24 protein-coding genes are annotated in these 26,691 nt (G+C 54.5%); 19 read left to right on the top strand and 5 right to left on the bottom strand.

Going from position 1 to position 26,691, the window contains the following annotated elements:
- The first annotated feature begins 389 nt into the window (after window positions 1-389).
- The 4 genes from Q7C21_RS19475 to Q7C21_RS19490 all read left to right on the top strand — a co-directional run bounded on the left by Q7C21_RS19475 (window position 390) and on the right by Q7C21_RS19490 (window position 3,768).
- Window positions 390-1,355 (top strand): sensor domain-containing diguanylate cyclase, encoded by a 966-nt coding sequence (locus tag Q7C21_RS19475; RefSeq protein ID WP_008925701.1) that lies wholly within the window; start codon window positions 390-392, stop codon window positions 1,353-1,355.
- A 745-nt stretch (window positions 1,356-2,100) separates the two neighbouring features.
- Window positions 2,101-2,265, top strand: coding sequence for a general stress protein (locus Q7C21_RS19480; protein ID WP_004571242.1), 165 nt, complete (start codon window positions 2,101-2,103; stop codon window positions 2,263-2,265).
- 503 nt (window positions 2,266-2,768) lie between these two features.
- Window positions 2,769-3,251 (top strand): ferritin-like domain-containing protein, encoded by a 483-nt coding sequence (locus tag Q7C21_RS19485; RefSeq protein WP_004571241.1) that lies wholly within the window; start codon window positions 2,769-2,771, stop codon window positions 3,249-3,251.
- 10 nt (window positions 3,252-3,261) lie between these two features.
- Window positions 3,262-3,768: a ferritin-like domain-containing protein gene (locus tag Q7C21_RS19490; protein ID WP_004571240.1), complete on the top strand. Its 507-nt coding sequence runs from the start codon at window positions 3,262-3,264 to the stop codon at window positions 3,766-3,768.
- A 72-nt stretch (window positions 3,769-3,840) separates the two neighbouring features.
- On the opposite strand, the gene treF is transcribed toward Q7C21_RS19490, so the two are convergent.
- Both treF and Q7C21_RS19500 read right to left on the bottom strand, forming a co-directional pair.
- A complete protein-coding gene (gene treF, locus Q7C21_RS19495; RefSeq protein WP_050540840.1) occupies window positions 3,841-5,499 on the bottom strand; it encodes an alpha,alpha-trehalase TreF in 1,659 nt (552 codons plus the stop codon).
- A gap of 356 nt (window positions 5,500-5,855) precedes the next feature.
- Window positions 5,856-6,713, bottom strand: a complete 858-nt coding sequence (locus Q7C21_RS19500) for an SDR family oxidoreductase (RefSeq protein ID WP_105099896.1) — start codon at window positions 6,711-6,713, stop codon at window positions 5,856-5,858.
- A 97-nt stretch (window positions 6,714-6,810) separates the two neighbouring features.
- On the opposite strand from Q7C21_RS19500, the gene Q7C21_RS19505 reads away from it, so the two are divergent.
- From Q7C21_RS19505 to Q7C21_RS19540, 8 genes are all read left to right on the top strand, one after another.
- Window positions 6,811-7,191 carry a helix-turn-helix domain-containing protein gene (locus Q7C21_RS19505; RefSeq protein ID WP_004571237.1) on the top strand — a complete coding sequence of 127 codons (381 nt, stop codon included), beginning with the start codon at window positions 6,811-6,813 and terminating at the stop codon, window positions 7,189-7,191.
- A gap of 780 nt (window positions 7,192-7,971) precedes the next feature.
- The gene (locus tag Q7C21_RS19510; protein WP_008925698.1) at window positions 7,972-9,384 is read left to right on the top strand and encodes a cytochrome ubiquinol oxidase subunit I; all 1,413 of its coding nucleotides are present in this window, start codon (window positions 7,972-7,974) and stop codon (window positions 9,382-9,384) included.
- Window position 9,385: 1 nt separating this feature from the next.
- Complete coding sequence (cydB, locus tag Q7C21_RS19515; protein ID WP_008925697.1) at window positions 9,386-10,390, top strand: cytochrome d ubiquinol oxidase subunit II; 1,005 nt, start codon at window positions 9,386-9,388, stop codon at window positions 10,388-10,390.
- Window position 10,391: 1 nt separating this feature from the next.
- Complete coding sequence (locus tag Q7C21_RS19520; protein ID WP_004571235.1) at window positions 10,392-10,565, top strand: DUF2474 domain-containing protein; 174 nt, start codon at window positions 10,392-10,394, stop codon at window positions 10,563-10,565.
- A gap of 218 nt (window positions 10,566-10,783) precedes the next feature.
- On the top strand, window positions 10,784-11,653 hold the full coding sequence (locus tag Q7C21_RS19525) for a helix-turn-helix domain-containing protein (protein WP_004571234.1): 870 nt from the start codon (window positions 10,784-10,786) through the stop codon (window positions 11,651-11,653).
- Window positions 11,654-11,871: 218 nt separating this feature from the next.
- Entirely contained in the window at window positions 11,872-12,066 is a 195-nt protein-coding gene (locus Q7C21_RS19530) for a hypothetical protein (RefSeq protein ID WP_004571233.1), read from the top strand.
- Between the two features lie 321 nt (window positions 12,067-12,387).
- The gene (locus tag Q7C21_RS19535; RefSeq protein WP_004571232.1) at window positions 12,388-13,170 is read left to right on the top strand and encodes a siderophore-interacting protein; all 783 of its coding nucleotides are present in this window, start codon (window positions 12,388-12,390) and stop codon (window positions 13,168-13,170) included.
- Window positions 13,171-13,241: 71 nt separating this feature from the next.
- Window positions 13,242-13,781, top strand: coding sequence for a PadR family transcriptional regulator (locus tag Q7C21_RS19540; RefSeq protein WP_004571231.1), 540 nt, complete (start codon window positions 13,242-13,244; stop codon window positions 13,779-13,781).
- On the opposite strand, the gene Q7C21_RS19545 is transcribed toward Q7C21_RS19540, so the two are convergent.
- A complete protein-coding gene (locus Q7C21_RS19545; protein ID WP_004571230.1) occupies window positions 13,782-14,078 on the bottom strand; it encodes a SelT/SelW/SelH family protein in 297 nt (98 codons plus the stop codon). It lies immediately after the preceding gene.
- A gap of 239 nt (window positions 14,079-14,317) precedes the next feature.
- Between Q7C21_RS19545 and Q7C21_RS19550 the strand changes: the two genes are divergently transcribed.
- The 6 genes from Q7C21_RS19550 (at window position 14,318) to Q7C21_RS19575 (ending at window position 20,945) form a co-directional block, all read left to right on the top strand.
- Window positions 14,318-16,690 (top strand): TonB-dependent receptor domain-containing protein, encoded by a 2,373-nt coding sequence (locus tag Q7C21_RS19550; RefSeq protein WP_008925696.1) that lies wholly within the window; start codon window positions 14,318-14,320, stop codon window positions 16,688-16,690.
- 49 nt (window positions 16,691-16,739) lie between these two features.
- Entirely contained in the window at window positions 16,740-17,771 is a 1,032-nt protein-coding gene (locus tag Q7C21_RS19555) for a hemin-degrading factor (RefSeq protein WP_375151040.1), read from the top strand.
- The gene (locus Q7C21_RS19560; RefSeq protein ID WP_375151041.1) at window positions 17,768-18,589 is read left to right on the top strand and encodes a hemin ABC transporter substrate-binding protein; all 822 of its coding nucleotides are present in this window, start codon (window positions 17,768-17,770) and stop codon (window positions 18,587-18,589) included. Before Q7C21_RS19555 ends, Q7C21_RS19560 begins: the two co-directional genes overlap by 4 nt.
- The gene (locus Q7C21_RS19565; RefSeq protein WP_039659324.1) at window positions 18,582-19,580 is read left to right on the top strand and encodes an iron ABC transporter permease; all 999 of its coding nucleotides are present in this window, start codon (window positions 18,582-18,584) and stop codon (window positions 19,578-19,580) included. Before Q7C21_RS19560 ends, Q7C21_RS19565 begins: the two co-directional genes overlap by 8 nt.
- A complete protein-coding gene (locus tag Q7C21_RS19570) occupies window positions 19,580-20,356 on the top strand; it encodes a heme ABC transporter ATP-binding protein (RefSeq protein ID WP_082040832.1) in 777 nt (258 codons plus the stop codon). Before Q7C21_RS19565 ends, Q7C21_RS19570 begins: the two co-directional genes overlap by 1 nt.
- A gap of 91 nt (window positions 20,357-20,447) precedes the next feature.
- Window positions 20,448-20,945, top strand: a complete 498-nt coding sequence (locus tag Q7C21_RS19575) for a CinA family protein (RefSeq protein ID WP_039659321.1) — start codon at window positions 20,448-20,450, stop codon at window positions 20,943-20,945.
- 28 nt (window positions 20,946-20,973) lie between these two features.
- Here the strand turns inward: Q7C21_RS19575 and Q7C21_RS19580 are convergent, their stop codons facing one another.
- Window positions 20,974-21,957 carry an MDR family oxidoreductase gene (locus Q7C21_RS19580; protein WP_039659320.1) on the bottom strand — a complete coding sequence of 328 codons (984 nt, stop codon included), beginning with the start codon at window positions 21,955-21,957 and terminating at the stop codon, window positions 20,974-20,976.
- A gap of 561 nt (window positions 21,958-22,518) precedes the next feature.
- On the opposite strand from Q7C21_RS19580, the gene Q7C21_RS19585 reads away from it, so the two are divergent.
- Entirely contained in the window at window positions 22,519-24,672 is a 2,154-nt protein-coding gene (locus Q7C21_RS19585) for an ornithine decarboxylase (protein WP_140034090.1), read from the top strand.
- Between the two features lie 928 nt (window positions 24,673-25,600).
- Here Q7C21_RS19585 and mltC read toward each other — a convergent pair.
- The gene (gene mltC / locus Q7C21_RS19590; protein WP_003853410.1) at window positions 25,601-26,680 is read right to left on the bottom strand and encodes a membrane-bound lytic murein transglycosylase MltC; all 1,080 of its coding nucleotides are present in this window, start codon (window positions 26,678-26,680) and stop codon (window positions 25,601-25,603) included.
- Window positions 26,681-26,691: the final 11 nt, after the last annotated feature.

The raw sequence follows: 26,691 nt of genomic DNA on the forward strand, positions 1-26,691 counted from the left end.
CTGTGGCTCGCCCTCCGGGTCGCGCTGGCACGCGATGCAAAAATGCTCCCGGCATTTTTGTCCGGGTTCGGGCACCATCTTTAAATAACCCGCCTCTGGCGGGTTTTTGCGTTTGTAGCGCTAATCCGGTCCACCTGACTCCATACCTTCCCGAACAATCCGAATTTGGTCTCTAACCGCCCATTCCGGCTCTTAATTCAGTAGCAATACAAATAGATTTCACGTCGAAATCACTTTGCTGTCCCGGCTCTGTGCTGCATTGCAAGAGCGTTGCCGCCTGAAATCCTGTCCAGCCTGCAATTGACCGGGGCTAATCGTGTTTTATAAGGCACCCTTTACAGAATCAACCTGACAGGCACAATAGCCCTTTTTCCAGCTCCGTCACGGTCATGTCAGAAGAAGCGCTGCGTCTGCAGATACAGAACCTGAAAAAGCATAATGCGCGTCTGAAGCGTATAGCGCATGACGCCCGTACAAAGCTTAACGCGGCGCTCGATGGTACCGGACTGTTCCTGTGGCAGCTTGATATTCCCAGTGGCAAGCTGGTGATCTTCAACCGGCGCTGGGGAGCGATGCTCGGGTTCCAGCCGAAAGAGACCGACGCCAATTTCGAATCCTGGAAGGAGAGTCTGCATCCCGAGGATGCCGATGAGGTTTTGCAGGCTTTTAACGATCACATCGCCGGGAAAGCGCCTTACTACGAAGCACTTCACCGCATGATTGCCAAAAACGGCAGTATTACGTGGGTGCTGGATCGGGGGCGGGTCAGCGAGTGGAATGCCCATGGCGAGCCTGTCAAAGTCATTGGCACGCATATCGACATGACCAAAGAGAAGCAATATGAAGAGCAGCTTGCCCTGCTGGCGCTTCACGATCCCCTGACGATGCTTAACAATCGCCATGCTTTGCAGAACTATTTCTGTGAGCTGAAAGCGCAGGGGCCACTCTGCGTTGTCTTTATCGATCTGGATAACTTCAAACACGTCAACGACACCCTGGGTCATCGCAGCGGTGATGAAGTGCTGATCCAGCTAAGCCATCGGTTTACCGAACTCGCGCCGACAGAAGTGATGATTGGCCGGCTCGGCGGTGATGAGTTCGTGCTGTTATTGCCGTTTGCGATTGACCATCCGCAGGTCAGACAACTGGCCCATGCCTGCCTGGACGCGGTGCTTGCCCCATTTGATATGGCAAATGGTCACGCCCTGATTGGGGCTTCTGTCGGGGTGTCACAGGTACAGGGAAGAGATGATTTTGATACTGCCCTTGCGCGCGCAGATGAAGCGATGTACCGCATTAAGAAAAACGGCAAGCGCGGCGTGGCGTTTGATCACGCTTTCCCGGATCCACTCTGACTCCGATTAACCCGGCATAGGCTTTGCCAGCTCCTGTTGAAAGACTTTATCTTCAGTTACTGCCTAATCTCACCCACAACATTTTGTACTTTGTTTTGCGCCTGCGTGTGCAATTTCCGCGTATCGCTGCAAAAATCACTTTTAGTACTATTCTGAAAATTCAATTTTCACTGCCAGAATATGTAAGTCTTACCGCTTCGGTTAAAGTGCAATATCCGCCTTAAATCCGAGTCTCTTTCAAATTAAAAATTTATTCAAATCAGGATAATTGATCATTTAATGATCAATTTCGGCTGTTTTCAGCTATCGTGATCAAGGTTTACGCTTCGCTTATTTCCAACGATAAGAAGGGGAAGTTAAAATCCTATTTATCGCTTCGCTTAGTGAAATTGATCGTTTGTTGATCATATTCACTACCTGATATTGATTAAACTATCCACTTACCGCTTCGCTTATATTTTTTTCAATTGGACATTTTTTGAAAATGATCGATTAATAGGGCGCGGCGATTTTAGTTATAAAGCTTTTTCATGCCGCGGCTCTTTTATCAATAGAAAGGAGCATTGGTTGAAATCCGCTATCAATCCGGTTGAGGGTAGTACGAGCAATAAACCAGAACTGTGACGGGTTTTTTATTTATCTCACTTGATTGGTCCGTTTTTCTGACTACATTTATGTTGCTGAATCGGCCTGATGAAGTGTTAACTGTGCAAATTCCAATTTTTAATATTCAAAGAGGACGCATATGACTCAATATCGCGGTGGGGCCGGGAATTTTGCGGCCGACAAAGAGCGTGCTGCTGAAGCAGGACGCAAAGGAGGCCAGAAAAGCGGCGGTAACTTTAAGAACGATCCTGAACGTGCCATTGAAGCGGGGCGCAAAGGAGGTAAGGTTAGCCGCCGGAGCTGAAAGTCTTTAACACTGCTGTGACGGCAGGGTTACTCTGTTAGCCGGGCATTTTGAATCTGTTTAGTTCCTCGCGAAGATAATTACTCCCTGAATTATGTCATTGCTCCATCATTGGCAATAGCGGGAGCTGTTAATTGAACCGGAAGAGTTTACTCTTCCGGTTTTTTATTTCCGATAGGTTAAAGCTATACGATTTAATAAAACCGTGTACAACTAAGTTTTGACTGGTTCTTTTTTTATGCAGTTAATCTGAAAAAATGTATACAGTGTTTTATTACTTTGTACAAATTACGATGCAGCTAGCGAAGCCGCAAACATAAAAACATTCCCCGGCTAAATGTCTGCTGTAAAAAGGAAAATGCATTTTACATGCCACTTTTGTCTTAAATTCATACTGACGCAGCGTGCGATATTAAAAATCTCCACTAGACTTTTCAGGTGTCAACGATATGACTGGCGTTGCGTTATTACCGACGCAGCGTTTTAAACAATGAGGCTATCTTATGACAGTGAAAACGTTAAACGACCTGTTCATCCATGACCTATCCGATGTTTACAGCGCTGAGAAACAGATAACCCGTGCATTACCTAAAATGGCGCGTGCAGCCAGTGACGAAAATCTTATCGCTGCGTTTAATCAGCATCTGGAAGAGACCCGTGCGCAGATTGAACGACTCGACGAGCTGGTGGAAGTGACACCTGAAGTCAAAATTAAAAGAATGAAATGTCATGCGCTTGAAGGTCTGGTTGAAGAAGCACAGGAAATTATCGACTCGGTTGAAAAAGGTGAGATTCGCGATCAGGGGCTGATTGGTGCTGCACAGAAAGTTGAGCACTATGAGATCGCGACCTACGGCACTCTGCATGCGCTGGCACTGAAGCTGGGTTACACCAAAGCGGCAGAGCTACTGGAAGCTACTCTGAACGAAGAGAAGCAAACGGATGAGAAACTCACCCAGGTAGCCGAGTCTATTACCGTCTCTTAAGGAGTAATACATGACTGCGATAGAACATTATCATGACTGGCTGCGCGATGCGCATGCCATGGAAAAGCAGGCTGAAAGTATGCTGAGCAAGATGGCTGGCCGTCTTGAGCACTATCCGGCGCTGGAACAGCGTCTGGCGCAGCATCTGGAAGAGACTAAACATCAGCTGACACTGCTGGAGCAGCTGCTCGACACTCACGGTATCGATCACTCTGTGATGAAAGATGCGATGGGCAAAATGGCGGCGGCCGGTCAGGCTGTTGGCGGTATGTTCAATTCGGATGAAGTCGTGAAGGGCGCTATCAGTGGTTATGTCTTCGAGAATGCTGAGATCGCCAGCTACACCAGCCTGATTGCTGCGGCAGAGCAGGTAGGTGATACGCAGGGCGTACGCATACTTAACGAGATCCGTGACCAGGAAGTGGCGATGGCTGAGTGGCTGCTGCAGAACCTGCCAGAGATCACTCAGCAGTTTCTGCAGCGTGCGTCACAGCCGGGCGTGGAAGCGAAGAAGTAGTGCTGAATAGCGCGCATGAAAAAGCCGGGGATTCCCGGCTTTTTGCGTTAGTGCTTTTCAGGCTGGTGATATTCAGTCAGCCATTAAATGTCCATACATCGTCATCAGCTTACGCGTCACGCCGTTAGTCCAGCCAAAGCCATCCTGTAACGGATATTCACCGCCGCCGCCAGGACGCGCACGCTCACCGCTGATGTCATATTTCTCTACCAGCTTGTGATGCAACTGATAGAAGTTATTGACCGTATTCAGCCAGTTCACAGCCACTTCTGTTGCCAGCGTCTCTTCGCCATAGTTATTCAGGCCAACAATTGCCATCCACTGCATGGGTGCCCAGCCGTTAGGCCGATCCCACTGCTCCCCGCTTTCGACCATTGAGGTCAGCAGACCGCCGTTGCTCAGCAGCAGATGACGCAACGAGATCGCCTGCAGATGCGCCTGATGCGGCGTCGCCAGGCCCACAAACAGCGGAACCACTGAAGCTACGGTAAAGGCACCGAAACGCTCACGACGCCAGTCATAGTCGCGGAACACACCGGCGGTGCTGTCCCACAGATAACGGGTAATCGCACGTTTACGCGCTTCCGCCTTTTTCTGCCACGCCAGCGCCGTCAGCTCTTCACCTTTGGCGTGCGACAGGGTCGCGATCATCAGCTCCAGCTTGTACAGGAATGCGTTCAGATCGATGGGGATAAACTGAGTCGTTCGGATGCTCGACAGGCGTTTCGGATTTCGCAGCCAGCGAGATGAGTAATCCCACCCTGACTCCGCGCCAGCACGCAGATCACGATAGACTTCGCTGGCCGGACGTTTAGATTCGCGGGCGGTTTCAACATCTTCCATCCACGACTCATCACGCGGCGTATCGCGATCATCCCAGTAGCGGTTCAGCAGGGAGCCGTTTGGCATCCGCACTACGTGACGATAAGCCTGGTTCGGCATCAGTGAACCCGCGCCATCCATCCAGAACTGATACTCCTTCATCAGCTGTTCCTGATAGCGTTTCGCACCGCGCACGCCATCTTCTTCGAACAGCTCTACCATCAGTGCAAACACGGGCGGCTGAGAACGGCTGAGATAGTAGGTACGATTGCCGTTTGGCACATGACCGTAGTTATCGATCAGCCAGGCAAAGTTGTCCGCCATGTGACGGAGCAGATCATCGCGGCCTGATTCTGCCAGGCCGAGCATGGTGAAGTAGGAGTCCCAGTAATACGTTTCGCCAAAGCGTCCCCCTGGCACGACATAAGGTTTCGGCAATGGCAGCAGTGATGAGTGCGGCATATGCTGTTGCGGCATTTTGGTCAGAACCGGCCACAGGTCATCAATATGCTCGTTGAGGGTTTTATCCGGGTTAGAGACATAAAAGCTTTCGTTTACGCCAGGCAGATAAAAATGATCGGCGACAAAACGCGACAGGTCGAAATCACTGCTGCGTTTCTGTCGACGATAGCGCATCAGCACATCCAGCGGATCGTACTTAGGCGAACAGTCGGGGAAGGTTTTGCTATCCTCGAAAATCCGCGACATCTGGACATGTTCAAACAGTTCCAGATAACGATCGGCAGGGGTGAGTGCATCCGGAGCCGGTAAGCCTTCAATCAACTCCGGCTCGGGCTCAGAATCCTGCATGCGTTCCAGTTTCAGTTCATGGGGATCGTATTGATACTCAACTTCCGCCCCGGCACGAACCTCTTCAAGTGCATTTTGTTGCTGGCGATGGGTATTAATAACGGCCTCCTGAGCGGTCGTGGTTGCACAAAAGACAAATTATAGACCTCTCATTCAGCGGAACAACAATGCAGAATATCTATGAACGTAATAAAAATTGTCTATTAATCGAGGTTTTTTGATAAATCCCAGACAATTCAACCAAATATAGCAGTGTTCACAAAAAATACATTTCAGATGAATCTCTTAACGGAATGGATAAAAAAATTCAAACTGAAGAAAACTGGCGTTTATTCACATTTTGTAAAAGATAGCCGGGCCGAAAAGGGTGCAGAAAATGGCATACGTAACGGAACGCCGCGCAGAAAGGAGCAGGGAACTAAGCGGGCCTGGTTGCCCGCTCGTTGACAGCAGAATCAGGTGTTCGCCAGCGCCGCGCGAACGACTGTCTGCCAGGGCGTGGTCGGGCGACCAATCAGTTTGCTCAGCTGGCGGGAGTCATTGTACAAACCGCCTTTCTCTGCACCGGCATCCGAGTCTGCCAGCATCTCCGCCAGACCCTCTGGCAGGCCAGCACCCTTAAGCGCGGCGGCAAAATCAGCCTGAGACAGATTGACGTAATCAACCTTCTCACCACTCTGCGCGGCAATCTCTGCAGCAAACTGCGCCAGCGTGTAGCTGTCGTCGCCTGCCAGTTCATACACTTTGCCCGCCTGATCCTCACGGGACATGACTTCAGCCGCCGCTTCAGCGTAATCCTGACGGGCTGCAGACGCGATGCGACCTTCACCCGCCGCGCCGATAAATGCATGATGCGCCAGCGCAGGTGGAATGCTGGCGGCATAGTTTTCGGTGTACCAGCCATTACGCAGCAGGGCGAAGGGGATGCCGGAGGCTTTCAGCAGCGCTTCTGTGGCGCGATGTTCAACGCCTAAGCCCAGTGGTGAGGTGTCCGCATGCAGCAGGCTGGTATAGGCGATGAAGCCTACGCCCGCCGCCTGTGCCGCTTCAATAACGGCTTTATGCTGCGCTTCACGCTGACCCACCTCACTGCCGGAGATCAGTAACAGTTTATCGACGCCTGCAAAAGCGGCCCTGAGCGTTTCTGGCTGACTGTAGTCGGCCTGTCGGACCGTGATGCCCTGCGCCGCAAGATCGGCCGCTTTGGCGGGTGTACGGACAGCAGCGACGATCTCTTCTGCCGGCACTTTTTTCAGTAAAGCTTCGATAACGAAACGGCCCAGCTGGCCGGTGGCACCTGTTATTGCAATCATGCTATGACTCCTGTGGCTGTTGTTGAAATCCAGACTAAGATATAAACTAATTTTTAGTAAGTACTTACAGAAATGTTAGTTAAGGTGTGCTGATTAAATGTCTGATAAATTGAGTGAAAAATTTAGTCGCGGTGAATTACTTAACGTTAATTGTCCGTCGCGTGATGTGCTGAAACGCGTGACCAGTCGCTGGAGTGTATTGATTCTGCTGGCCCTTCAGGATCAAACGCTGCGCTTCAGTGAATTGCGCCGCACCGTCGGGGGCGTCAGTGAGCGAATGCTGGCTCAGAATCTGCGTTACCTGGAAGAAGATGGCTTCGTGCAGCGAATTGCTTACGATGTGGTGCCTCCGCACGTGGAATATCGCCTGACCCCGCTTGGACGTGAAGTCGGTGAGCAGGTTGTGGGCCTGGCAGACTGGCTGGAACTAAACCTGGGCCGGATTCTGGCGCAGCGCGAAAAATCTGCAGCAGAGTAAAGCTACCCCGTCTCAGCCGTCAGAATGTGACGGCATCGATATTTTTACCTGAAAATTTCTGAGCCCACTTTTGTTTACTGCCTCTCTGATGCCGCAGCCATGCGATAGCAATGGAAATAGATCCTTCAGGCTTTTCGTCCTGTTGCTGATTATTAAGTCGTTTTATCAATCTTCGGGTCGCAATATAGGAGAGTGTGTTGAGCGCTGTTAATAGTGAGGCGTTTTTTGACTCATTTATTTAACATCTTAATGTGTGTTTAACTTCGTGTTTCCTACTTTATTTTATCCATACTCACCTCAGGATTAGTAAGCATTAAACAAAAAAGAAAACAAACCGGCAGAGATGTGGGTTTAAGGGTTTAACCTCTTAAAATATAATGGTATTTAGATCTTTGCTTCTCACTTATAACCTTAAATAACTCCGATTTTTATAGCAAAAAAGTGCCTGAAAACAGGCCGTTGACGATACTTTACGTGCAGGCATTGCTTTCGCGCGTTCGACTTTTAAAGTGAGAAAATACGTAACATTAACGACACATACGCACCCTCTGATTAACCTTTCGGCCTTATTTTTAAATAAAAATTTCCCGCCAAAAACAATGACCAAAATCAATAAAGACTGTTATAGTTTTCATTAACCCCACTGTTTCTTTTTCCTCGTCGCAAATAGCTCTAAATTTGCGGCGGGAATTTCAATAAGCGCAGAGAAGTCAGCGCATCAGGCTTAAGTTGTTAATTATAAGTAAATACATGGTGTTCTATGTGGCAAAGAGGTAAGCAATGTTCGGATTAGATGCCTTTCATCTGGCCAGGATTCAGTTCGCATTTACTGTATCCTTCCATATTATCTTTCCCGCCATCACCATCGGTCTCGCCAGCTTCCTGGCAGTACTTGAAGGTATGTGGCTTAAAACACGCGATCAAACCTATCGCGATCTCTACCACTTCTGGTCGAAAATCTTTGCCGTTAACTTCGGTATGGGTGTGGTATCAGGGCTGGTCATGGCTTACCAGTTCGGGACGAACTGGAGCGGCTTCTCTGCGTTTGCCGGGAGTATCACCGGCCCGCTGCTGACTTATGAAGTGCTGACGGCGTTCTTCCTGGAAGCAGGCTTCCTGGGCGTGATGCTGTTTGGCTGGAATCGCGTGGGGCCGGGTCTGCACTTCTTCGCCACCTGCATGGTTGCTCTGGGAACACTGATTTCGACCTTCTGGATTCTTGCCTCCAACAGCTGGATGCAGACGCCTCAGGGCTTCATCATCGAGAATGGCATTGTGGTGCCGCAGGACTGGTTGAAAATCGTCTTCAATCCCTCTTTCCCTTATCGCCTTTTCCATATGTCAGTGGCGGCGTTCCTGGCGAGTGCCTTTTTTGTGGGATCGTCAGCGGCCTGGCATTTGCTGAAAGGGAATAACAATCCTGCTATCCGTAAGATGTTCTCCATGGCGTTGTGGATGGCGCTGATCGTTGCGCCGATTCAGGCGATGATTGGGGATGCACACGGTCTGAACACCCTTGAGCATCAGCCAGCCAAAATCGCGGCGATTGAAGGACACTGGGAAAACCCACCGGGTGAGGCCACGCCGCTGATCCTGTTTGGTATTCCCGATATGGAACAGGAGCGTACCAAATATGCGCTGGAAGTGCCTTACCTTGGCAGCCTGATTCTGACGCACAGTCTGGATAAACAGGTTCCGGCGCTGAAGTCGTTCCCGAAAGAGGACCGCCCTAATTCTACGGTGATCTTCTGGTCATTCCGCGTGATGGTGGCGCTGGGGCTGCTGATGATTACGCTGGGCGTGGTCAGCCTGTGGCTGCGTTTCAAAGGCCGTCTTTACGAGTCGCGTCCTTTCCTGTGGTTTGCTCTGTTAATGGGGCCATCGGGTCTGATTGCGATTCTGGCGGGCTGGTTTACCACTGAAATCGGTCGTCAGCCGTGGGTGGTGTATGGCGTGCAGCGCACCATTGATGCGGTCTCGGCACATGGCGATATGCATATGAGCATCAGCCTGCTGGCCTTTATTCTGGTCTACAGCTCGGTGTTCGGTGTGGGATACCACTACATGATGCGCCTGATTAAGCAGGGACCGGTTGTCGGCGAAGGTCATATCACCGAAGAAGGTGGACCGGGTCAGAAGAAAACGCCAGCGCGTCCGCTTTCCGCTGCCACCTTTAAGGATGGAGACCACTAAGATGATCGATTATTCCGTTATCTGGTTTGTGATTATCGTCTTCGCAACCCTGATGTATATCGTGATGGATGGTTTTGACCTGGGTATTGGTCTGCTGTTCCCGTTCAATAAAGATGCCGGCGAGCGCGACATGATGGTTAACACCGTCGCACCCGTCTGGGATGGTAATGAAACCTGGCTGGTTCTGGGAGGCGCAGGCCTGTTCGGGGCATTCCCGCTGGCTTACGCGGTGATTACCGATGCGCTGTCGATTCCGCTGACCGCCATGCTGATTGGCCTGATTTTTCGGGGTGTCGCCTTTGAATTCCGCTTCAAGGCGGTTGAAGGTCATCGGGCATTCTGGGACAAATCCTTTATTGCCGGGTCTGTTTTAGCGACCTTCAGTCAGGGCGTCGCAGTCGGCGCGTTTCTGGATGGCATTCCGGTTGAGGGACGCCGTTTCGCCGGTTCCGCACTGGACTGGCTGGCACCGTTCCCGCTGTTCTGCGGCGTGGGTCTGGTGGTGGCCTATGCGCTGCTGGGCTGCACCTGGCTTATTATGAAGACCGAGAATGAGCTGCACCGTAAGATGTCCGCGCTGGCGACGCCACTGGTCATCGCGCTGTTAGTGATTATTGGTATTGTCAGCCTGTGGACGCCGTTTACGCATCAGGACATCGCACATCGCTGGTTCAGCAAGCCAAACCTGTTCCTGTTCCTGCCGGTTCCGGTGCTGGTGCTGCTCTGTTCATGGGGCATTGTGCGCGCCATTAAGCGTGAGGCGCACTATTCACCGTTCCTGCTGACGCTGGCGCTGGTCTTCCTGGGCTTCTCCGGTCTGGGCATCAGTGTGTGGCCCAACATTATTCCGCCATCCGTAACCATCTGGGATGCCGCATCGCCACCGCAGAGCCAGGCCTTTATGCTGGTGGGTAGCCTGCTGATTATCCCGATGATTCTGGGTTACACCTTCTGGAGCTACTACGTGTTCCGTGGAAAAATCAAAGCAGATGAAGGATATCATTGATATGAAAAGCCTCAGCAGCATGAAAGACCACAATCACAGTGAAGAGACGAAAGCGCCGTGGTGGAAACGGGTAATGTGGCTGGTGTTTATCTATGCCGCCAGCGTACTGGCGCTGGGCGTGGTCGCCTCGCTGTTCCGCATGATGATGACGGCAGCGGGTATGCGTAGTCATTAATTGTCGCAGACTCCGCCTCACCGTTATCAGGCGCAGTTTTTATCAGGAATCAAAAGGCTGACGGCAGTCAGCCTTTTTTAGTTAGTAACCTAAGCAATTAATGCGGAATTGCCCCGAACGGACGTGCACGGCTTACCCTTTCCTTACACTGATTCGCCATATTTGTTATCCTTTTTTCATTAAAACCTCAGTCTTAACCCGCGTCGTAAATCGCCATCATGCTCAGTCAGGCCATTAAAAAAAAGCACATCAACGATCTGGTCGAGTGGATTGAAGCCCATCTCACCGACGATATCAATATCGATCAAATTACGCTGAAATCAGGTTATTCGAAATGGCACATGCAGCGCATGTTCAAGGAGATGACCGGACAGACGCTGGCGGCGTATACCCGCAAACGGCGTCTGACGATGGCGGCTATGGCGCTACGTCTGACACGCATGACGCTGATCGATATCGCCGTGCGTTTTGGTTTTGATAACCAGCAAAACTTTACCCGGGTATTCAAAGGCCACTTTGCGCTGACGCCGGGCGCGTTTCGGCGTATTCCCCATTTGCCGGTGAAAAATTTCCATGGCCGCATTCTGGTGCGGTCGCTGGCAGAGCGCGCCACGCTGGTGGAACGCGAAGAAGAGCTGCATCTGCGAGGAGAGACGCAGGAGTGGGAGTGTAAGTTCGGTGATTATTTTGCCGATCGCGATCACCAGGTGGCTGATCAGGCGCGGCAACTGGTCGCGCTTGCTGGCAGCCATGTTGCGCAGGGCTGGTTAGGCTTTCAGTATGGCCCCGGCCAGAGTTCGGCTGACCAGCAGAATATCAGCCTGTTTCAGGCGCTGGAGCCGCAATATGCCGATCTGCTGAGTGACCACACCAGCAGTTGGAGTGAAGCGGCGGGCCTCTATGCGTCGATTCGCTGGAGCGGCAGACCGGAACAACTGACGCGTTTTATTGAGGATATTTATTATCAACATCTGCCAGCACTGGGTGTAGCGCGGCGTCCTGGCAAAGACCTGCTGCGTCTCGACTTTGCACATTGCAAGCCTGACTGGCTGAGCGGCGTATTTTCAATTCCGGTGATGCAGGCGTAGCCAGCAGGGCAGGGCGAGTGATTCCCGGCCCCGTTAATGCATATTTTGTGCGGTAAACTGTGACAAACCGCACGATTCTATAAACTAACTCGCCGTTCTGGCGTAAAATCCTCTTCCGAAACCCTGTCATACCGGAATCATCGTGCATCCGTGATGGGGCTGGAACATTCATCTGCATTTCAGGCCTTTTCCGGCCAAAACGAAAAACGAAGATAATTATGCGACGCTTAATGATTTCACTGATTCTGGCATTGCCTGTTATGGCAATGGCGCAGCAGGCTGAGCCTTTCTCACCGCCTGCCGGACTGCATCCGCACTCTCAGGCCTCCCAGCATGAAATTCTGGGTGACGGTGAGCTGCCGGAACACACCAGCAGTAACGCTTCCCTCTCCGGATTTAACGACACGCTGTAAATGCTGATACGCTGCCAGACCCGGCGGCGCAACATGACCGGCTCGTCAGGAGTCGGTCAGATTTAACCTTCTCTGCCTGCCTTAAAAAACCCGCAAATACCTCTCTCTGAACGCTTGTCAGGGTCGCTTCACGCCTGCGATACGCACACCTGCATCTCTGTAAAATATATCTTAACAAGTCCGATCGCATTTTTCGTTCTTGTGCTTAAGATATATCATAGCTAATCTCCCGGCTTGAGATGAGAATGATTGTTATTCCATGAAATTTTCATGACAGTGCGCATGCCCCTGAATCACGGGCATAGCTTGAGGAGAGATATTTTGACTGCATCAGCTAATCAGCGTTTACCCCAGCGCGTCCGTAATGAACTGCGTTTCCGTCATATTCAGGTCGCCAGTAAAACTAACATTGCCGGTAAATTCTGGCGCATACGGTTCAGCGGCAGCGATCTGGCGGGCTTTACATCGCCAGGCTTTGATGACCACATCAAGGTATTTTTCCCTTCCGCTGAAGGTGAAACACTGGCTCTGCCGCAGATGACCGACGCGGGCATTGTCTGGCCCGAAGGTTTGCGTCCGCAGGCGCGCGACTACACGCCGCTTGAATTCGATGGTGCCTCTTCTCTGACCCTGGATTTCTATATTCACCAGCAGGGCGTGGCGAGTGACTGGGCAACGCAGGCACAGGTGGGCGATAAATTAATTATCGGTGGGCCACGCGGTTCGCTGGTGGTGCCGACCGATTATGCATTTCAGCTTTACGTCTGTGATGAAACCGGGCTGCCAGCGTTTGCGCGTCGTCAGCGTGACGCAAGTGCCCAGTCTTTGCATCTCTATGCCTTTACCGATGACGCGACGGGCCACGGCTATTTATCGGATACGACTGGCGTAACGACAAACTGGTTGGGCAGCGGTCAGATGCAGAAAGCACAGCTCAGCCAGCTGATTGCCCGGCTGGATCAGCTCACACTTCCGGCGGAAGATTACTTTATCTGGCTGACTGGCGAAGGTGAGTTTGTGAAAGCGCTGGCTGACTACTTCACGGTGCAGCGCGGCCTCAGCAGTGATTTTGTGCGGGCGGTGGCCTACTGGCACCAGAAGTAAGCGGCTCTGCCAATTGAGTTTTGCCAGACGGCGGACTACCATCAATCCGACTTTTTCCCGCAGGGCAGGCCATGAAACAGCATCCGAATTCCACCTCATCTGACGATCAGAGTACGCGCGCAGGCGGCTGCGGCGGACGACGCAAACGACGCGAAAAGATGCTGGAAGCAAGTGAGATCCGCCTGCTGATGCTCCATTTCCTGGCGCAGAATGCGGCGCACGGCTATGAACTGATCAAGTCGGTTGAGGTGCTGTCGAAGGGAGAGTATTCGCCTAGTCCGGGGATCATTTACCCCAATCTGACGCTGCTTGAAGAGATGGAGGCGATTGAGGTGGTGGATGCGCAGACAGCGCGCAAAGCCTATCGTCTGACCGCAACGGGAGAGGCGCAACTGGCAGAGAACCTGGAAACGGTCTCCAGCCTGATCACGCGGCTCTCTACGCTGGCGATTCTGGTCAATAACCGCAGCATTCCTGCTGTAGAGCAGGCGATTTATGGGCTGAAGGTCGCGCTGAACCAGCGGCTGGCGCAGGAAGATATCTCAGAAACCGCGCTGCAGACGCTGATTAAGGCGCTGCACGACGCGGCTGAAAAAATCACTCACAGTTAATCAGCTGATTTCGGCTTTGTTTTTGTCGATGTGGCCCAGGGTACGATCCGGGAAACAGATGTCGCGTACGCGCTGTTTTAGCGTGGTCGCATCCGGGAAGCCACCATCACGCTTGCGTTCCCACAGCAGGTGCTCATCCAGCGTAATTTCAAAGATACCACCGGTACCTGGTTTCAGGGTTACTTCCGCCAGATCCTCAGCGAAAGTATGCAGAAGTTCCTGTGCCATCCACGCTGACCGCATCAGCCAGTTGCATTGCATACAGTAGTGAATAACAACCACAGGTTTTTGTGCCATAACTCTATTCCTTTACGTGTTGATAAATGCCAATGCATTCGGGTGAACAATTTGTGCGCTGTGGTTTATATCCAAATGTAAATAAGATTGATAATGATTATCAGTTGCATTAAATTTAAGTCGATAATTACTACACCAGCATGATGTTCTGACTTTTCACGGCTTTTATGCGGAGCCGTTTTACTGTTGCCAGCAAACAAGTGAGCGAATACTAACAATTAATCAGGTAATTCGCGCCTATGTCACCACGTTTTCGGAGATTGACGCAACCGCGTCTGACTCAACTGGCGTTGCTCGCCACCTTCATCAATACCACCTGCACTTATGCTGCGGGCAGTGAATCTGCCACGCTAGCCCTTTCTGACCGCTCTGACAGCAATACCGAACAGGTAATGACGGTGACGGCGCCGGAAATTAAGAAAACGGCAGGCAGTAAAACCTCGCTCTCTGCCAGCGATCTGCAACAGCGTGGTGCCACTGACTTTGGATCGATTATGCGCTATGAACCGCTGATCAGTGCCACCGGTACTAGTGGCGGTTCATCAGCCGGTAAGAGCGGTTTTGATCGGGCTGGTTATACCGGCTACAACATTCGAGGCCTCGAGAGCAACCGCGTCGGTCTGGATGTGGACGGCATTCCGTTGCCGCAGGCCACTGGCCGCAGCTATGTAGGACGCGCTGGTCTCGACAGCTTTGGCATTGGCCGCGATTACATCGATCCTTATATGTTTGGGCGTATTGAGATTGAGAAGGGCGCCACAGCAGTGGATCAGTCGAACACCTCAATTGGCGGCAACGTCTCGTTCCGTAACAAATCCCCGGACGACTATCTGTACTCCGGCAAGCCGACCTTTTTCGGCTATCAAAGTGACTACGACTCCGCCAGCCGCAGCTGGCACAACGGCATGACTGCAGCAGCAGGCGATGACACGCTGAGTGGCATTTTTGTTTACAGCCGTCGTGACGGACAGCAGACCCGTAACAACAGCGATACGCTCGATGCTTATCCGGCCAACTGGCACTCCGATGCCTTTATGACTTCCGGCATCTGGCAGCCCAATGATGCTCACAAGCTCAGCGCAACGGTCGATTACTATCACAAAACTCACCACAGCCATTACGACAGCTGGAGCACTTCCGGCAATACCGTCTGGGGAACGGCACAGCAGCAGAGTGATACCCGCCGCTGGGGCATCAGCCTGGCGGATGAGTACACCCCTTACAATGACCTGATCGACAGCCTGACGACCCGCGTTTACTGGCAGCAGACCCAGGCGCATGACAACACCCTAATGCCGTCGAGTGCCACCGCCAGGCAAACCGTCTATTCCGATTACAACAGCGACAGCTACGGTTTTGACACCCGAGCGCTTAAAAGCGTCGGGCGACATGAACTGAGTGCCGGGCTGAATGCGCGTCTGGTGGATACTGAGCGACCTTTCCGTCAGTCACCGCCAGCCAGTGCTTTTACTGCGATTATGCAGCCGCAGGCTAACAGCCGCAGCTACAGCGTGGGCGGTTATCTGCAGGATACTATCAGCTTCGATGCTGACGGACATCGGGCGGCTATCGTGCCGGGCGCGCGCGTGGCCTATCAGAACACCCGACCACGTGATGTGGCGACGCTGACCACGAACAGTAGCGTGCTTGACGCCAGCGAAGTTTCAGCGCTCTACGGATCGCCAAACAGCGACACCCAGATATTGCCGTCGATCGCCTTCCAGTTCGATCTGACACCGAAGCTGATGACTTATCTGCAATATACCCGTGGCGCGCAGTTCCCCAACGATACCCAGCTCTATGGCTCATGGAACCTTGGCTCCAGCTATGCCGGCACCGCACAGTATGCGCTGATTGGTAATGCAGACCTGAAAACCGAAACCAGCAACAACTACGAGTGGGGTGTAAAAGGAGAGGTGGCAAAAGGCGTCACGCTTAACGCTGCCGCTTTTTATAACGACTATAAAAACTTTATTGCCTTTACACGTTACAGCCGGGCGGCTAATCCGGGTCAGTTCGTTAATGTGCCCGCCAACATTTACACCACCTATCAGGCGGAGAACCGCGATAAAGCCTACATCTACGGGGCTGAAATCAGCAGTAAAGTGAACTTCGGTAGCTGGTTCAATGAGGTCGAGGGTCTGAGCGCCAATCTGGCGTTGGGTTACACGCAGGGCGCGGCAAAGTCACGCTACCTTGGTGACCGCTACATCGATCTGGAGAGTGTTGCTCCGATGAAAGCGATTGTCGGACTCGCCTGGGATGATGAGGCGCGTGGCTACGGGGCCGCCGTTACCGCTACCTTTGTCAAAGGTAAGCAAGCCAGCGCGACTAACCGCGAAAGCTTCGCTAACAACGGCAGCAGCCTGGCCGACTCCAGCACCGATTACATGCGGGTACCAGGTTATGGCATGGTGGATATGACCGCTTACTGGCGCGTCGCACATAACGTCAGGCTGAGTGGCGGGCTTTACAACATAACCGATCGCAAATACTGGGATTACCTCAGCAGTCGTGAACTGACCAGCGCCACTCAGCAGGAGCGCAACGATCAGGCACTGGCCGTGATGCCGGGCCGTACTTTCCAGTTAGGTGTTAACGTCGATTTTTGATAGCCGTCGCCCTGCGCTGATGCAGGGCATTACTAAGAGAGCCTGAGTCATGAACCCGATTTATCAGCACTATCTTGCCCTTAAAGGTGAACAACCGAAGAAATATGCCCGCGACCTGGCTGCGCTGAACGGCATCAGCGAAGCGGAATTGTGTGAAGCGCGCATCGGCGTTGATGCCGTGGCGCTGAAACGCGATTTTCCGGCGTTGCTGAAGGCACTTGGCGCAGTCGGCGAAACCAAAAACATTACGCGTAACGCTTATGCGGTACATGAACATCTGGGTGAATACCACAATGTGCAGATTGGCGCACATGGTGGCCTGGTGCTTAATCCCCGTGCACTCGATCTGCGCCTGTTCGTCGGTCAGTGGTGCAGCGCCTTTGCTCTGCAGGAGCCAACCGGGCAGGGCGTTCGTCACAGTATTCAGATCTTTGATCGTCATGGCGATGCGGTGCTGAAAGTTTACGTCACGGAGCAGACCAACATGGCAGCGTGGCAGACGCTGATTGCCGACTTTACCGACGCCGCGGCGACGCCGCTTGTGGTCGAGCCGGCTGCTGCAGCTCCCCTGACTGAGGCGGTTGATGCCACCGCCATCGACCGTGAATGGCGCGCCATGACCGATGTTCATCAATTTTTCGCGTTGCTTAAGCGCCATCAGGTGTCACGACCGCAGGCATTTCGCGCGGTGGGTGACGATCTCGCCAGGCAGACCGGTAACGATGCGCTTGAGCGCCTGCTACAGATGGCACAGCAGGCGGGCAATGAAATTATGATTTTTGTCGGCAACCGTGGCTGTACTCAGATTTTCACCGGCAGGGTAGAGAAGCTGCAGCCAGTGGAAAACTGGCTCAACATCTTCAATCCGCAGTTCACACTGCATCTGATGGCTGATCAGATCAGCGAAAGCTGGGTAACACGCAAGCCAACGGGCGATGGCTTTGTTACCAGCCTGGAACTGTTCGCCGCCGACGGCACACAGATCGCCCAGCTCTACGGTCAGCGCACGGAGGGTACGCCAGAGCAGTCAAGCTGGCGCGAGCAGATTGGCGCACTCCACACGCCGGGAGCGGCGGCATGAAAAGAGTGATGTTGTTATGGCTGCTCATGACGCTGCCATCACTGGCGGCGGACCGGGTGGTGTCGATTGGCGGAGACGTCACCCAGATTATCTATGCGCTGGATGCCCAGTCACAGCTAGTGGCGCGCGACAGCACCAGTCTGCGCCCGGCGCAGGCCACCCGACTGCCGGACGTGGGTTATATGCGCCAGCTCAACGCCGAAGGCATTCTGGCACTGAAACCAACGCTGGTGATCGCCAGCGAGCAGGCGCAGCCGTCGCTGGTACTGCAACAGATTGCCCGCGCGGGCGTCAGGGTGGTCACGGTCAGCGGCGACAGCAGCCTGCAGGCGATCCCGCAGAAAATTATCACTGTGGGTCAGGCGCTGCAGCGTGAAAGCGAAGCTCAGGCTCTGGCACGGCAAATGACGCAGCAGATTCGCCAGTTGCCGCAGCAACCGCTGCCGGTAAAAGTGCTCTACATCATGGCGAACAGCGGCATGAAATCGATGGCGGCTGGAAATCAGACTGCGGCCGATGGCGCCATTCGCAGCGCCGGGCTGGAGAATGCTATGGGCTCGGTGCCGCACTATCAGGCACTGTCGCAGGAAGGGGTGATCGCCGCCGCGCCGGATCTGGTGGTAATCGGCGAGGATGGCTTGAAAACGCTGGGCGGCGAAGCGCAGCTGTGGCAGTTACCGGGTCTGACGCTGACACCTGCCGGGCAGCAGCACCGTCTGCTGGTGATCGACACCATGGCACTGCTGGGGTTTGGCCTTGATACACCGCGGGCAATCGTGAAATTGCGTCAGGCGGCGGAATCGCTGAACTATGATTAAGGATAATGCGCTGCGTGGCCTGTTGCTGATGCTGATCTTCCTGCTGGCGGCGATGGTGCTGGCGGCAAATCTGGGGGCGATGTCGCTTTCAGTGCGGGCGCTATGGCAGGCACCGCTTAGCGATCTTATCTGGCAGATCTGGCTGGATATCCGCCTGCCGCGCGTGCTACTGGCGGTGGTGATGGGCATGGCGCTGGCAGTCTCTGGCGCGGTGATGCAGGGTGTTTTTCGTAACCCACTGGCCGATCCCGGTCTGCTGGGGATCAGCAGCGGGGCGGGACTGGCGGTGGCACTGGCAATCATTATTCCGTTGGCGTTGCCGGCACCACTGGCATTGTGGCTACCGATGATCGCTGCGTTTATCGGCAGTCTGCTGGTGACACTGCTGCTCTTCAGTTTCAGTCGGCTGGCGCGCGGCAATCTTTCGCGGTTGTTGCTGGTCGGTATTGCGATTAATGCGTTGTGCGGTGCGGCGGTAGGCGTGCTGTCATGGCTGAGCAACGATCAGCAGCTGCGCCAGCTGTCGCTGTGGGGCATGGGAAGCCTTAGCCAGACACAGTGGCCCGCACTGCTGATTTGCCTGCTGCTGATTCTGCCAGCCTTGCTGCTGCTACAGACTCGCGCCCGCCACCTTAACCTGCTGCAGGCGGGCGAAGAGGATGCGCACTACATGGGGATTGATGTGAAGCGTACTCAGCATCAGCTGCTGATCCTCAGCGCGCTGCTTGTCGGTACAGCGGTCTCGGTCAGCGGCGTGATCGGCTTCGTCGGACTGGTGGTGCCACACGTGATGCGTTTTTGCCTTGGCGGCGATCATCGCTGGCTGCTGCCCGGCTCAGCACTGGCGGGGGCTATTCTGCTGCTGCTGGCCGATACGCTGGCGCGCACTCTGGTGGTTCCGGCCGAGATGCCAGTCGGGCTACTGACCAGCCTGATTGGCGGTCCGTGGTTTCTCTGGCTGATTCTGCGTCAACAGCGAGGGCTGGAGTGATGGAAATTTTACAGGCCAGGGGATTGTGTCTCGCGCACGGCGACAAAACCGTTATCGATAATCTCGACGTCACGCTGTCAGGTGGAGAGCTGGTGGCGCTGATTGGTCCCAACGGCGCAGGTAAATCGACGCTACTGCGGATGCTGACGGGATTTCTGTCGCCCGATCGGGGCGAGTGCTGGCTGGGCGACCGACGGCTGACGACATGGCCGCGTGAGCAGCTGGCACGACGTCGGGCAGTGATGCGCCAGCAGAACAACCTGACCTTTGCACAGTCAGCGCAGTCGGTCGTGGCGATGGGCCGTGCGCCCTGGCCGGAAGCGCAGACGACGCAAATTGTGGCTGAGGTCATGCGGCTGACCGGTTGTGAAGGGCTGGCGCAGCGCGATTACCGCCAGCTCTCCGGCGGTGAACAACAACGGGTGCAGCTGGCGCGGGTGCTGGCACAGCTCTGGCTGGAGGGAAGACCACGCGGCTGGCTGTTTCTGGATGAGCCGACCTCGGCGCTGGATCTCTTCTGGCAGCAGCAAACCTTGCGTTTACTACGCCAGCTGACGCGCGCCGGAGATCTCACCGTCTGTACCGTGTTACATGACCTTAATCAGGCTTCATTGTGGGCCGATCGCATACTGCTGCTGCACGCAGGCCAACTGGTGGCACAAGGCTCGCCGCAGGCGGTAATGACGGAAGCGACGCTGACGCGCTGGTACCAGGCCGATCTTCAGGTAGTGGCACATGCCGAAAGTGGACAGCCGCATATCCAGCTGCGTATCTAGACCGTTTCGCTTTAAAAACATTGTGTTGCGCGCTTTGAATCGCTGATTTTGCGCTATACCTGGAGTTCCGGGCAGCCTTAAGGAGACCATAATGGCAAAATCATTAGATCAAACCGCTGAGCAACTGGGTAATATTTTACTCTCCTCCGGACTTCATCTGGCGACCGCCGAATCCTGTACCGCCGGACTGATCAGCATGACGCTGGCCGCTGTGGAAAACAGCGGTGACTTCTATACCAGCGGCTTCGTAACCTACAGTGAAAATGCCAAAACGCGTCTGCTGGGGGTACATCCAGACACGCTGAAACAGCACACGGCGGTGAGCGAGAAAACAGCGAGGGAGATGGTGCAGGGAGCCTGCGCCCGCTCTGGTGAACCGGTAGGACTTTCAATCACCGGCTATGCCGGACCGGACGGCGGCGAGGATGGCACACCGGCAGGCACTATCTGGTTTGGCTGGGTCTTGCCCGACGGAAGGGATGAGGCGGAGTGCCACCAGTTTAGCGGCGATCCAAAATCGGTGATGGAGCAGGGCACGCAGTTCGCGCTGGAAGGGCTGATCAAACGGCTGCAGCGAGCCGATCGATAAAGGCGCGATTCACGCGCCTTTAAAAGCGTTAGCGGCAGTCGACAATAAGGCGGCCCTGCACATTGCCCTCCAGCAATGCCTGCGCACCTTCTCTGGCTTCACTCAGCGGAATGACCCGGCTCAGCTTATTGAGCCGTTCACTATCCATCAGCTCGCCGAGTCGCTGCCACGCCTGCTCACGAAGTGGCTTCGGACACATCACGCTATCGACCCCGGCCAGCGTAACACCACGAAGAATAAAGGGTGCAACGCTGGCTGGCAGATCGAGTCCCTGCGCCATACCGCAGGCGGCAACCGCGCCGTCACGCTGCGTAGCGGCCAGCACATTGGCCAGAGTATGACTGCCGACGCTGTCTATCGCGGCGGCCCAGCGCTCTTTTGCCAGCGGTTTGCCAGGCTGGGAAAGCGCTTCACGGTCAATGACCGATGCCGCGCCCAGCGTCTCGATCAGATATGCAGGGTCGCTGGTGCGTCCGCTCGACGCAACTACTTCATAGCCCAGACGCGCCAGCAGGCTGACGCTGTAGCTGCCGACGCCGCCACTGGCCCCGGTCACCAGCACCGGTCCGCGTTCCGGTGTGATGCCCTGTTTTTCGAGCGCCATCACACAGAGCATCGCGGTCAGCCCCGCTGTACCGATGGCCATGGTTTGCAGCGGACTCAGCGCTGCGGGCACACGGACCAGCCAGTCGCCGCTGACGCTGGCTTTCTGCGCCAGGCCACCCCACTGTTTTTCGCCCACGCCCCAGCCCGTCAGCAGCGCCACATCATCCTCTTTCCAGTCGGGATGGCGGCTGGCGGTCACACGCCCCACAAAGTCGATACCTGGCACCATCGGGAACTGGCGCACTATCGGGCCTTTGTTGCAGATAGCCAGGGCATCTTTGTAGTTCAGGGATGAGTAGCTGACGTCGAGTGTGACATCGTGGTCGGGCAGTTGAGATTCGGGGAGATCTTTCAGCAGGGAACGGTAACCTTGTTCGTCATTTTCAATGACCAGTGCCTTGAACATGCAGCCTCCGGCAGAGTGGGAAAGAGGGATCAGTTTACGCCTGACAGCAGTAATGCGGTAGGGCAATGGCCGCCTCGCCAGGTGAAGCGGGTGGCTGGCGCAGAAAAGCGTGCTGACAGGAGTGTAGAGGCTGATGCATAAATTTGCATATAATTCAGATAATTAGTCGAATTGTGAATTTTTTATGATAAATAGGCTATAAAAATCATGTTGTTACATTTTTGCAGGGTGACTGAATAATTGTCCGGGTCGGGTTGTCCACGTATAAAAAAGATGACATTATGACCGCCACTTTTTGACCCTGCTTCTTCATCACAGAGGACGTCGCCATGTCCGGTTCACCGCGCACTCGCCCGGATTACCGTTCGCTTTCTCCGGCGCACATCGTGTTTTCCACATTGCCGAACGCTTCGTTATTTCTCATGCGGTGAGGCCAGCCAGGCCGCGGTTGTGGGGCTTTTCTCCATGGGCTGCGTAATGCCTTTCTGTTAATAATTCGCCGGGGCGCTGTCCCCATGATTGTGCCTCAGGCACTTCCTCCCTGACGTTAGGGATTCTGTTATGACTCCACTGAAAATTGCTGCCAGCGCCGCTGTCGCGCCCAGTCTGACCCTGAACACCTCGCGTGACGTAGTGACGCTGGATAACACCGACTTTACTGATGTGGCAGCGGTTGTCGTTTCGCTGGCAGATACCCGCAGCGGTGTACTGGCGCTGCTGCGGCATACCGGCTTTAATCTGCCGGTGTTTGTCGCAAATGCGTTTGAAGAAGAGGTGATGCACCTGCCCGGCGTCAGCGGTGAGCTGAATGGCGAGCCGCAGGAGTGGATAGCGCTGGAAGCGGCTGCGCAGGCGTATGAAGCTGAGCTATTGCCACCCTTTTTCGAGACGCTGACCCGCTATGTCGACATGCAGAACAGCACCTTTGCCTGTCCCGGCCATCAGGGCGGCGCGTTTTTTAAAAAGCATCCGGCGGGTAAACAGTTTTATGACTTTTACGGCGAGAATGTTTTCCGTTCTGATATGTGCAACGCCGACGTCAAACTGGGCGATCTGCTGATCCACGAAGGCTCAGCCAAAGATGCGCAGAAGTATGCAGCAAAGGTATTTAACGCCGACAAAACTTACTTTGTGCTTAACGGCACCTCCAGCGCCAATAAAGTAGTGACCAATGCGCTGCTGACCCGCGGCGATCTGGTGCTGTTTGACCGCAACAATCATAAGTCTAATCATCATGGCGCATTGATTCAGGCGGGCGCGACCCCGGTTTATCTTGAAGCGGCACGTAACCCCTTCGGTTTTATCGGCGGCATTGACGCGCACTGTTTCGATGAGGCTTATCTGCGCGGGCAGATCGCGGCAGTGGATCCGCAGCGGGCGGAAGAGGCGCGGCCTTTCCGTCTGGCGATCATCCAGCTGGGCACCTACGACGGTACGGTTTACAACGCACGTCAGGTCGTAGATCGTATTGGTCATCTGTGTGATTACATCCTGTTTGATTCCGCGTGGCTCGGCTATGAGCAGTTCATTCCCCTGATGGAGGGCTGTTCGCCGCTGACGCTAGAGCTGAATGAGAACGATCCCGGCATCTTTGTCACGCAGTCCGTGCATAAGCAGCTGGCAGGTTTTTCACAAACCTCGCAGATCCACAAAAAAGATAATCACATTCGCGGACAGCGGCGTTTCTGTCCGCACAAGCGACTGAATAACGCTTTTATGCTGCATGCATCAACCAGCCCGTTCTATCCGCTGTTTGCCGCGCTGGATATCAACGCCAGAATTCATCAGGGCGAAGCGGGGCGTCGCATGTGGGATGAGTGCGTCATGGTGGGCATTGATGCACGTAAAGCGATCCTGGACCGCTGTGAAATGATCCTGCCGTTTGTGCCGGAGACGGTAGAGGGTCAGCGCTGGCAGGATGCGCCCACTGAAACGATCGCCCGCGATCTGCGCTATTTCAGCTTTGAACCCCAGTCGAAGTGGCACGGCTTTGCGGGTTACGCCCGCGATCAATATCGGGTCGATCCCTGCAAGCTATTGCTAACCACGCCGGGCATCGATGCTGCCAGCGGCGAATACAGTGATTTTGGGATCCCCGCGACCATACTGGCGAACTACCTGCGTGAGAACGGCATTGTGCCGGAGAAGTGCGATCTCAACTCGATCCTGTTCCTGCTGACCCCGGCTGAGAGTCCGGAGAAGATGGCGAATCTGGTGGCGATGCTGGCGCAGTTTGAGCAGCATGTAAAAGAGGATGCGCCGCTGGCCGAAGTGCTGCCGACGATTTATCGCAAGAATGCGCAACGCTATGCCGGCTATACTCTGCGTCGCCTCTGTCAGGAGATGCACGATCTCTACGTCAGTCACAACGTTAAGGATCTGCAGCGTCTGATGTTCCGCGCTGCGGAGTTCCCGCCAGTGAGGGTCAATCCGCAGGATGCGCATCAGGCTTATATTCGCGGCGAAGTGGAGCTGGTCCCCATTGCCGATGCAGCCGGGCGTGTCGCTGCTGAAGGCGCGCTGCCTTATCCTCCTGGCGTGCTGTGCGTTGTGCCAGGTGAAGTGTGGGGTGGCGCGGTGCAGCGTTATTTCCTGGCGCTGGAAGAGGGGCTTAACCTGCTGCCGGGCTTCTCGCCGGAGCTGCAGGGTGTTTATACCGAAGAGGATGACCAGGGACAGAAGTATCTGGTGGCGAATATGATAGTGGAGCGCTGATCTGAGCGGGGGCAGAGGCGGGTAGCGGCCCGCCGGGCCTTTTTGTTCGCTGCGCGAACGGGCGCTGAGAATTTTTCGTTCGCCTGCCAGCATACTGACGCTGAGCGGGTTCCGTCCGCCAGGCGTGGGGGAGTTTCAGTTCGCCTGAGCAGGCGGACGTGTAAAGGGGCGTACGCCCGCCCCTTAACAATCCCGGCGTCCGGCTGCCTGCGCGCCCCGCTTTGCGGGGTGCCTTCGTCACGCCCTGCGGCCCGAGGACCGTCCGGACTCGCCATCCCTGGCTCGTTCCGTCCTTTCGCCGACGTCCTGTCGGCTCATCCTGGCCTCCGGTTGTTCCTCAGCGCTTCGGACGCCTCTGGTAAAACCCCTGCCTGCGATTTCTTTTTGCTTTCTGTGGTGCGGCGCTGTCTGATGGACCGAAAGCAAAGCTAATTTTGAAAACTTTCAGCGACAATGAATCAACATTTAAAGAAGAGATAAAAGCGGGGAAAGGGAGGCCGTCAGAACCGCTGAGCGGATGAGGGATTTCAGGACGAGCGACAGGGATGTCGCGAAGAGGCGGGTTCGCGCCAGGGATGGCGCGTCCCGACGGTCCGTGAGAAAACCTGAAGAAGCGAAGGGATCGCGAAGCGGCGGTGAAGCAGGCCGGAGCCCGGGGTCAAGGGGGCGCGGCGACTGGCGCCCCCTTGTTGGTCGCCTGCAGAGGCGTGACTGAAACTGCCCAGCATGCCAGGCGAACGAAACCTTCTCAGCGCCTGTTCGCGCAGCGAACCATCGGCCAGGCGGTCGGAACCCGCTCAGTGCCAGCTCGCTGCCAGGCGAACGAAACCTTCTCAGCGCCCGTTCGCGCAGCGAACAAACACCAGCTTCAGCTCCGTACTCAAGCCCCGTTCGCGCAGCGAACAACAACCCCGCTTCAGCGGGCCGATCAGAATCCCCGATAACTCTTCTGCGCAGTACTCACCTTATACAGATAACGACGCGACTCCGCCGATGGGTGCTGGTTCGCCAGGGTCGAGTAAACCTTGCTGGATGACATACCGTTGATCATCGAAAACGCCCGATCTTTATCGCTGGAGAAGACGCGCAACACGCTGCCTGCACCACCGTTATAGGCGGTGATCACCGCATAGCGGCGTGATACCGGATCCTGAATGCCGCCCAGATAGCTGCGCTGCAACAGCGACAGATAAGCCGTACCGGCATCAATATTGTTCTCTGGATCCAGCAGATAACTGCGACTCGGCTTGCCCCATTTACCCTTCATGCGGAAGACGTCAACACCGGCGGTGTGCTGCACCACCTGCATCAGACCCAGCGCATCAGAGTGGCTTACGGCGTAGGGGTTAAAGCTCGACTCGGTCTGCATAATCGCCAGGATCAATGAGGCATCGACACCATACTGTTCGGAAGCTTTACGCACCATCGGCAGGTATTTGTGCGCACGTTTGTCCAGGTGGTTCGGCACCATCGGAATCGAAATGCTGTAAATCACATGCAGACCCGAAGTGCGACGCATCAACTTATTCTGGATCAGATAGTCAGCAAAAGCTTCCGCGCGGCCCTGCCAGCGAATCGGCTGACCGGTGTTATCCAGCACCTGACCATAGAGCAGCGGCTCTTTACTGATCTCGATGTCGTTGGCGTCAGAATAGAGATCGACATTACCCGGATCTTCACCAATCAAAAGCGTGGTCACGATCGCCTGACGCAGACTGGCCATCGGATCGGTGCCAGAAATCGTCTCGATGGTCAGCTTACCGCTTTCAAAGTTGATGTGGCTGCGGGTGTAATAGTTGTCGCTGTATTTGACGTAATCTTTTGGTCCGGCGATCAGGACCTCATTGATACCCCAGATATTCTCAATATTATGAGCAAACTGCCCCATCAGAATATCAAAGGCGTTGGTGTCTTTTACCCACTCCTCGTGGGTCTGCTGCTTCTTTGACCCGGAGCAGGAAACCAGAAGTGGTGCTATCACCAGCAGGGCGATTAATTTTTTATTCATTGGGAATGCAA

This window comes from Pantoea sp. ANP04, from assembly GCF_041982285.1.
Lineage (GTDB): Bacteria > Pseudomonadota > Gammaproteobacteria > Enterobacterales > Enterobacteriaceae > Pantoea > Pantoea eucalypti.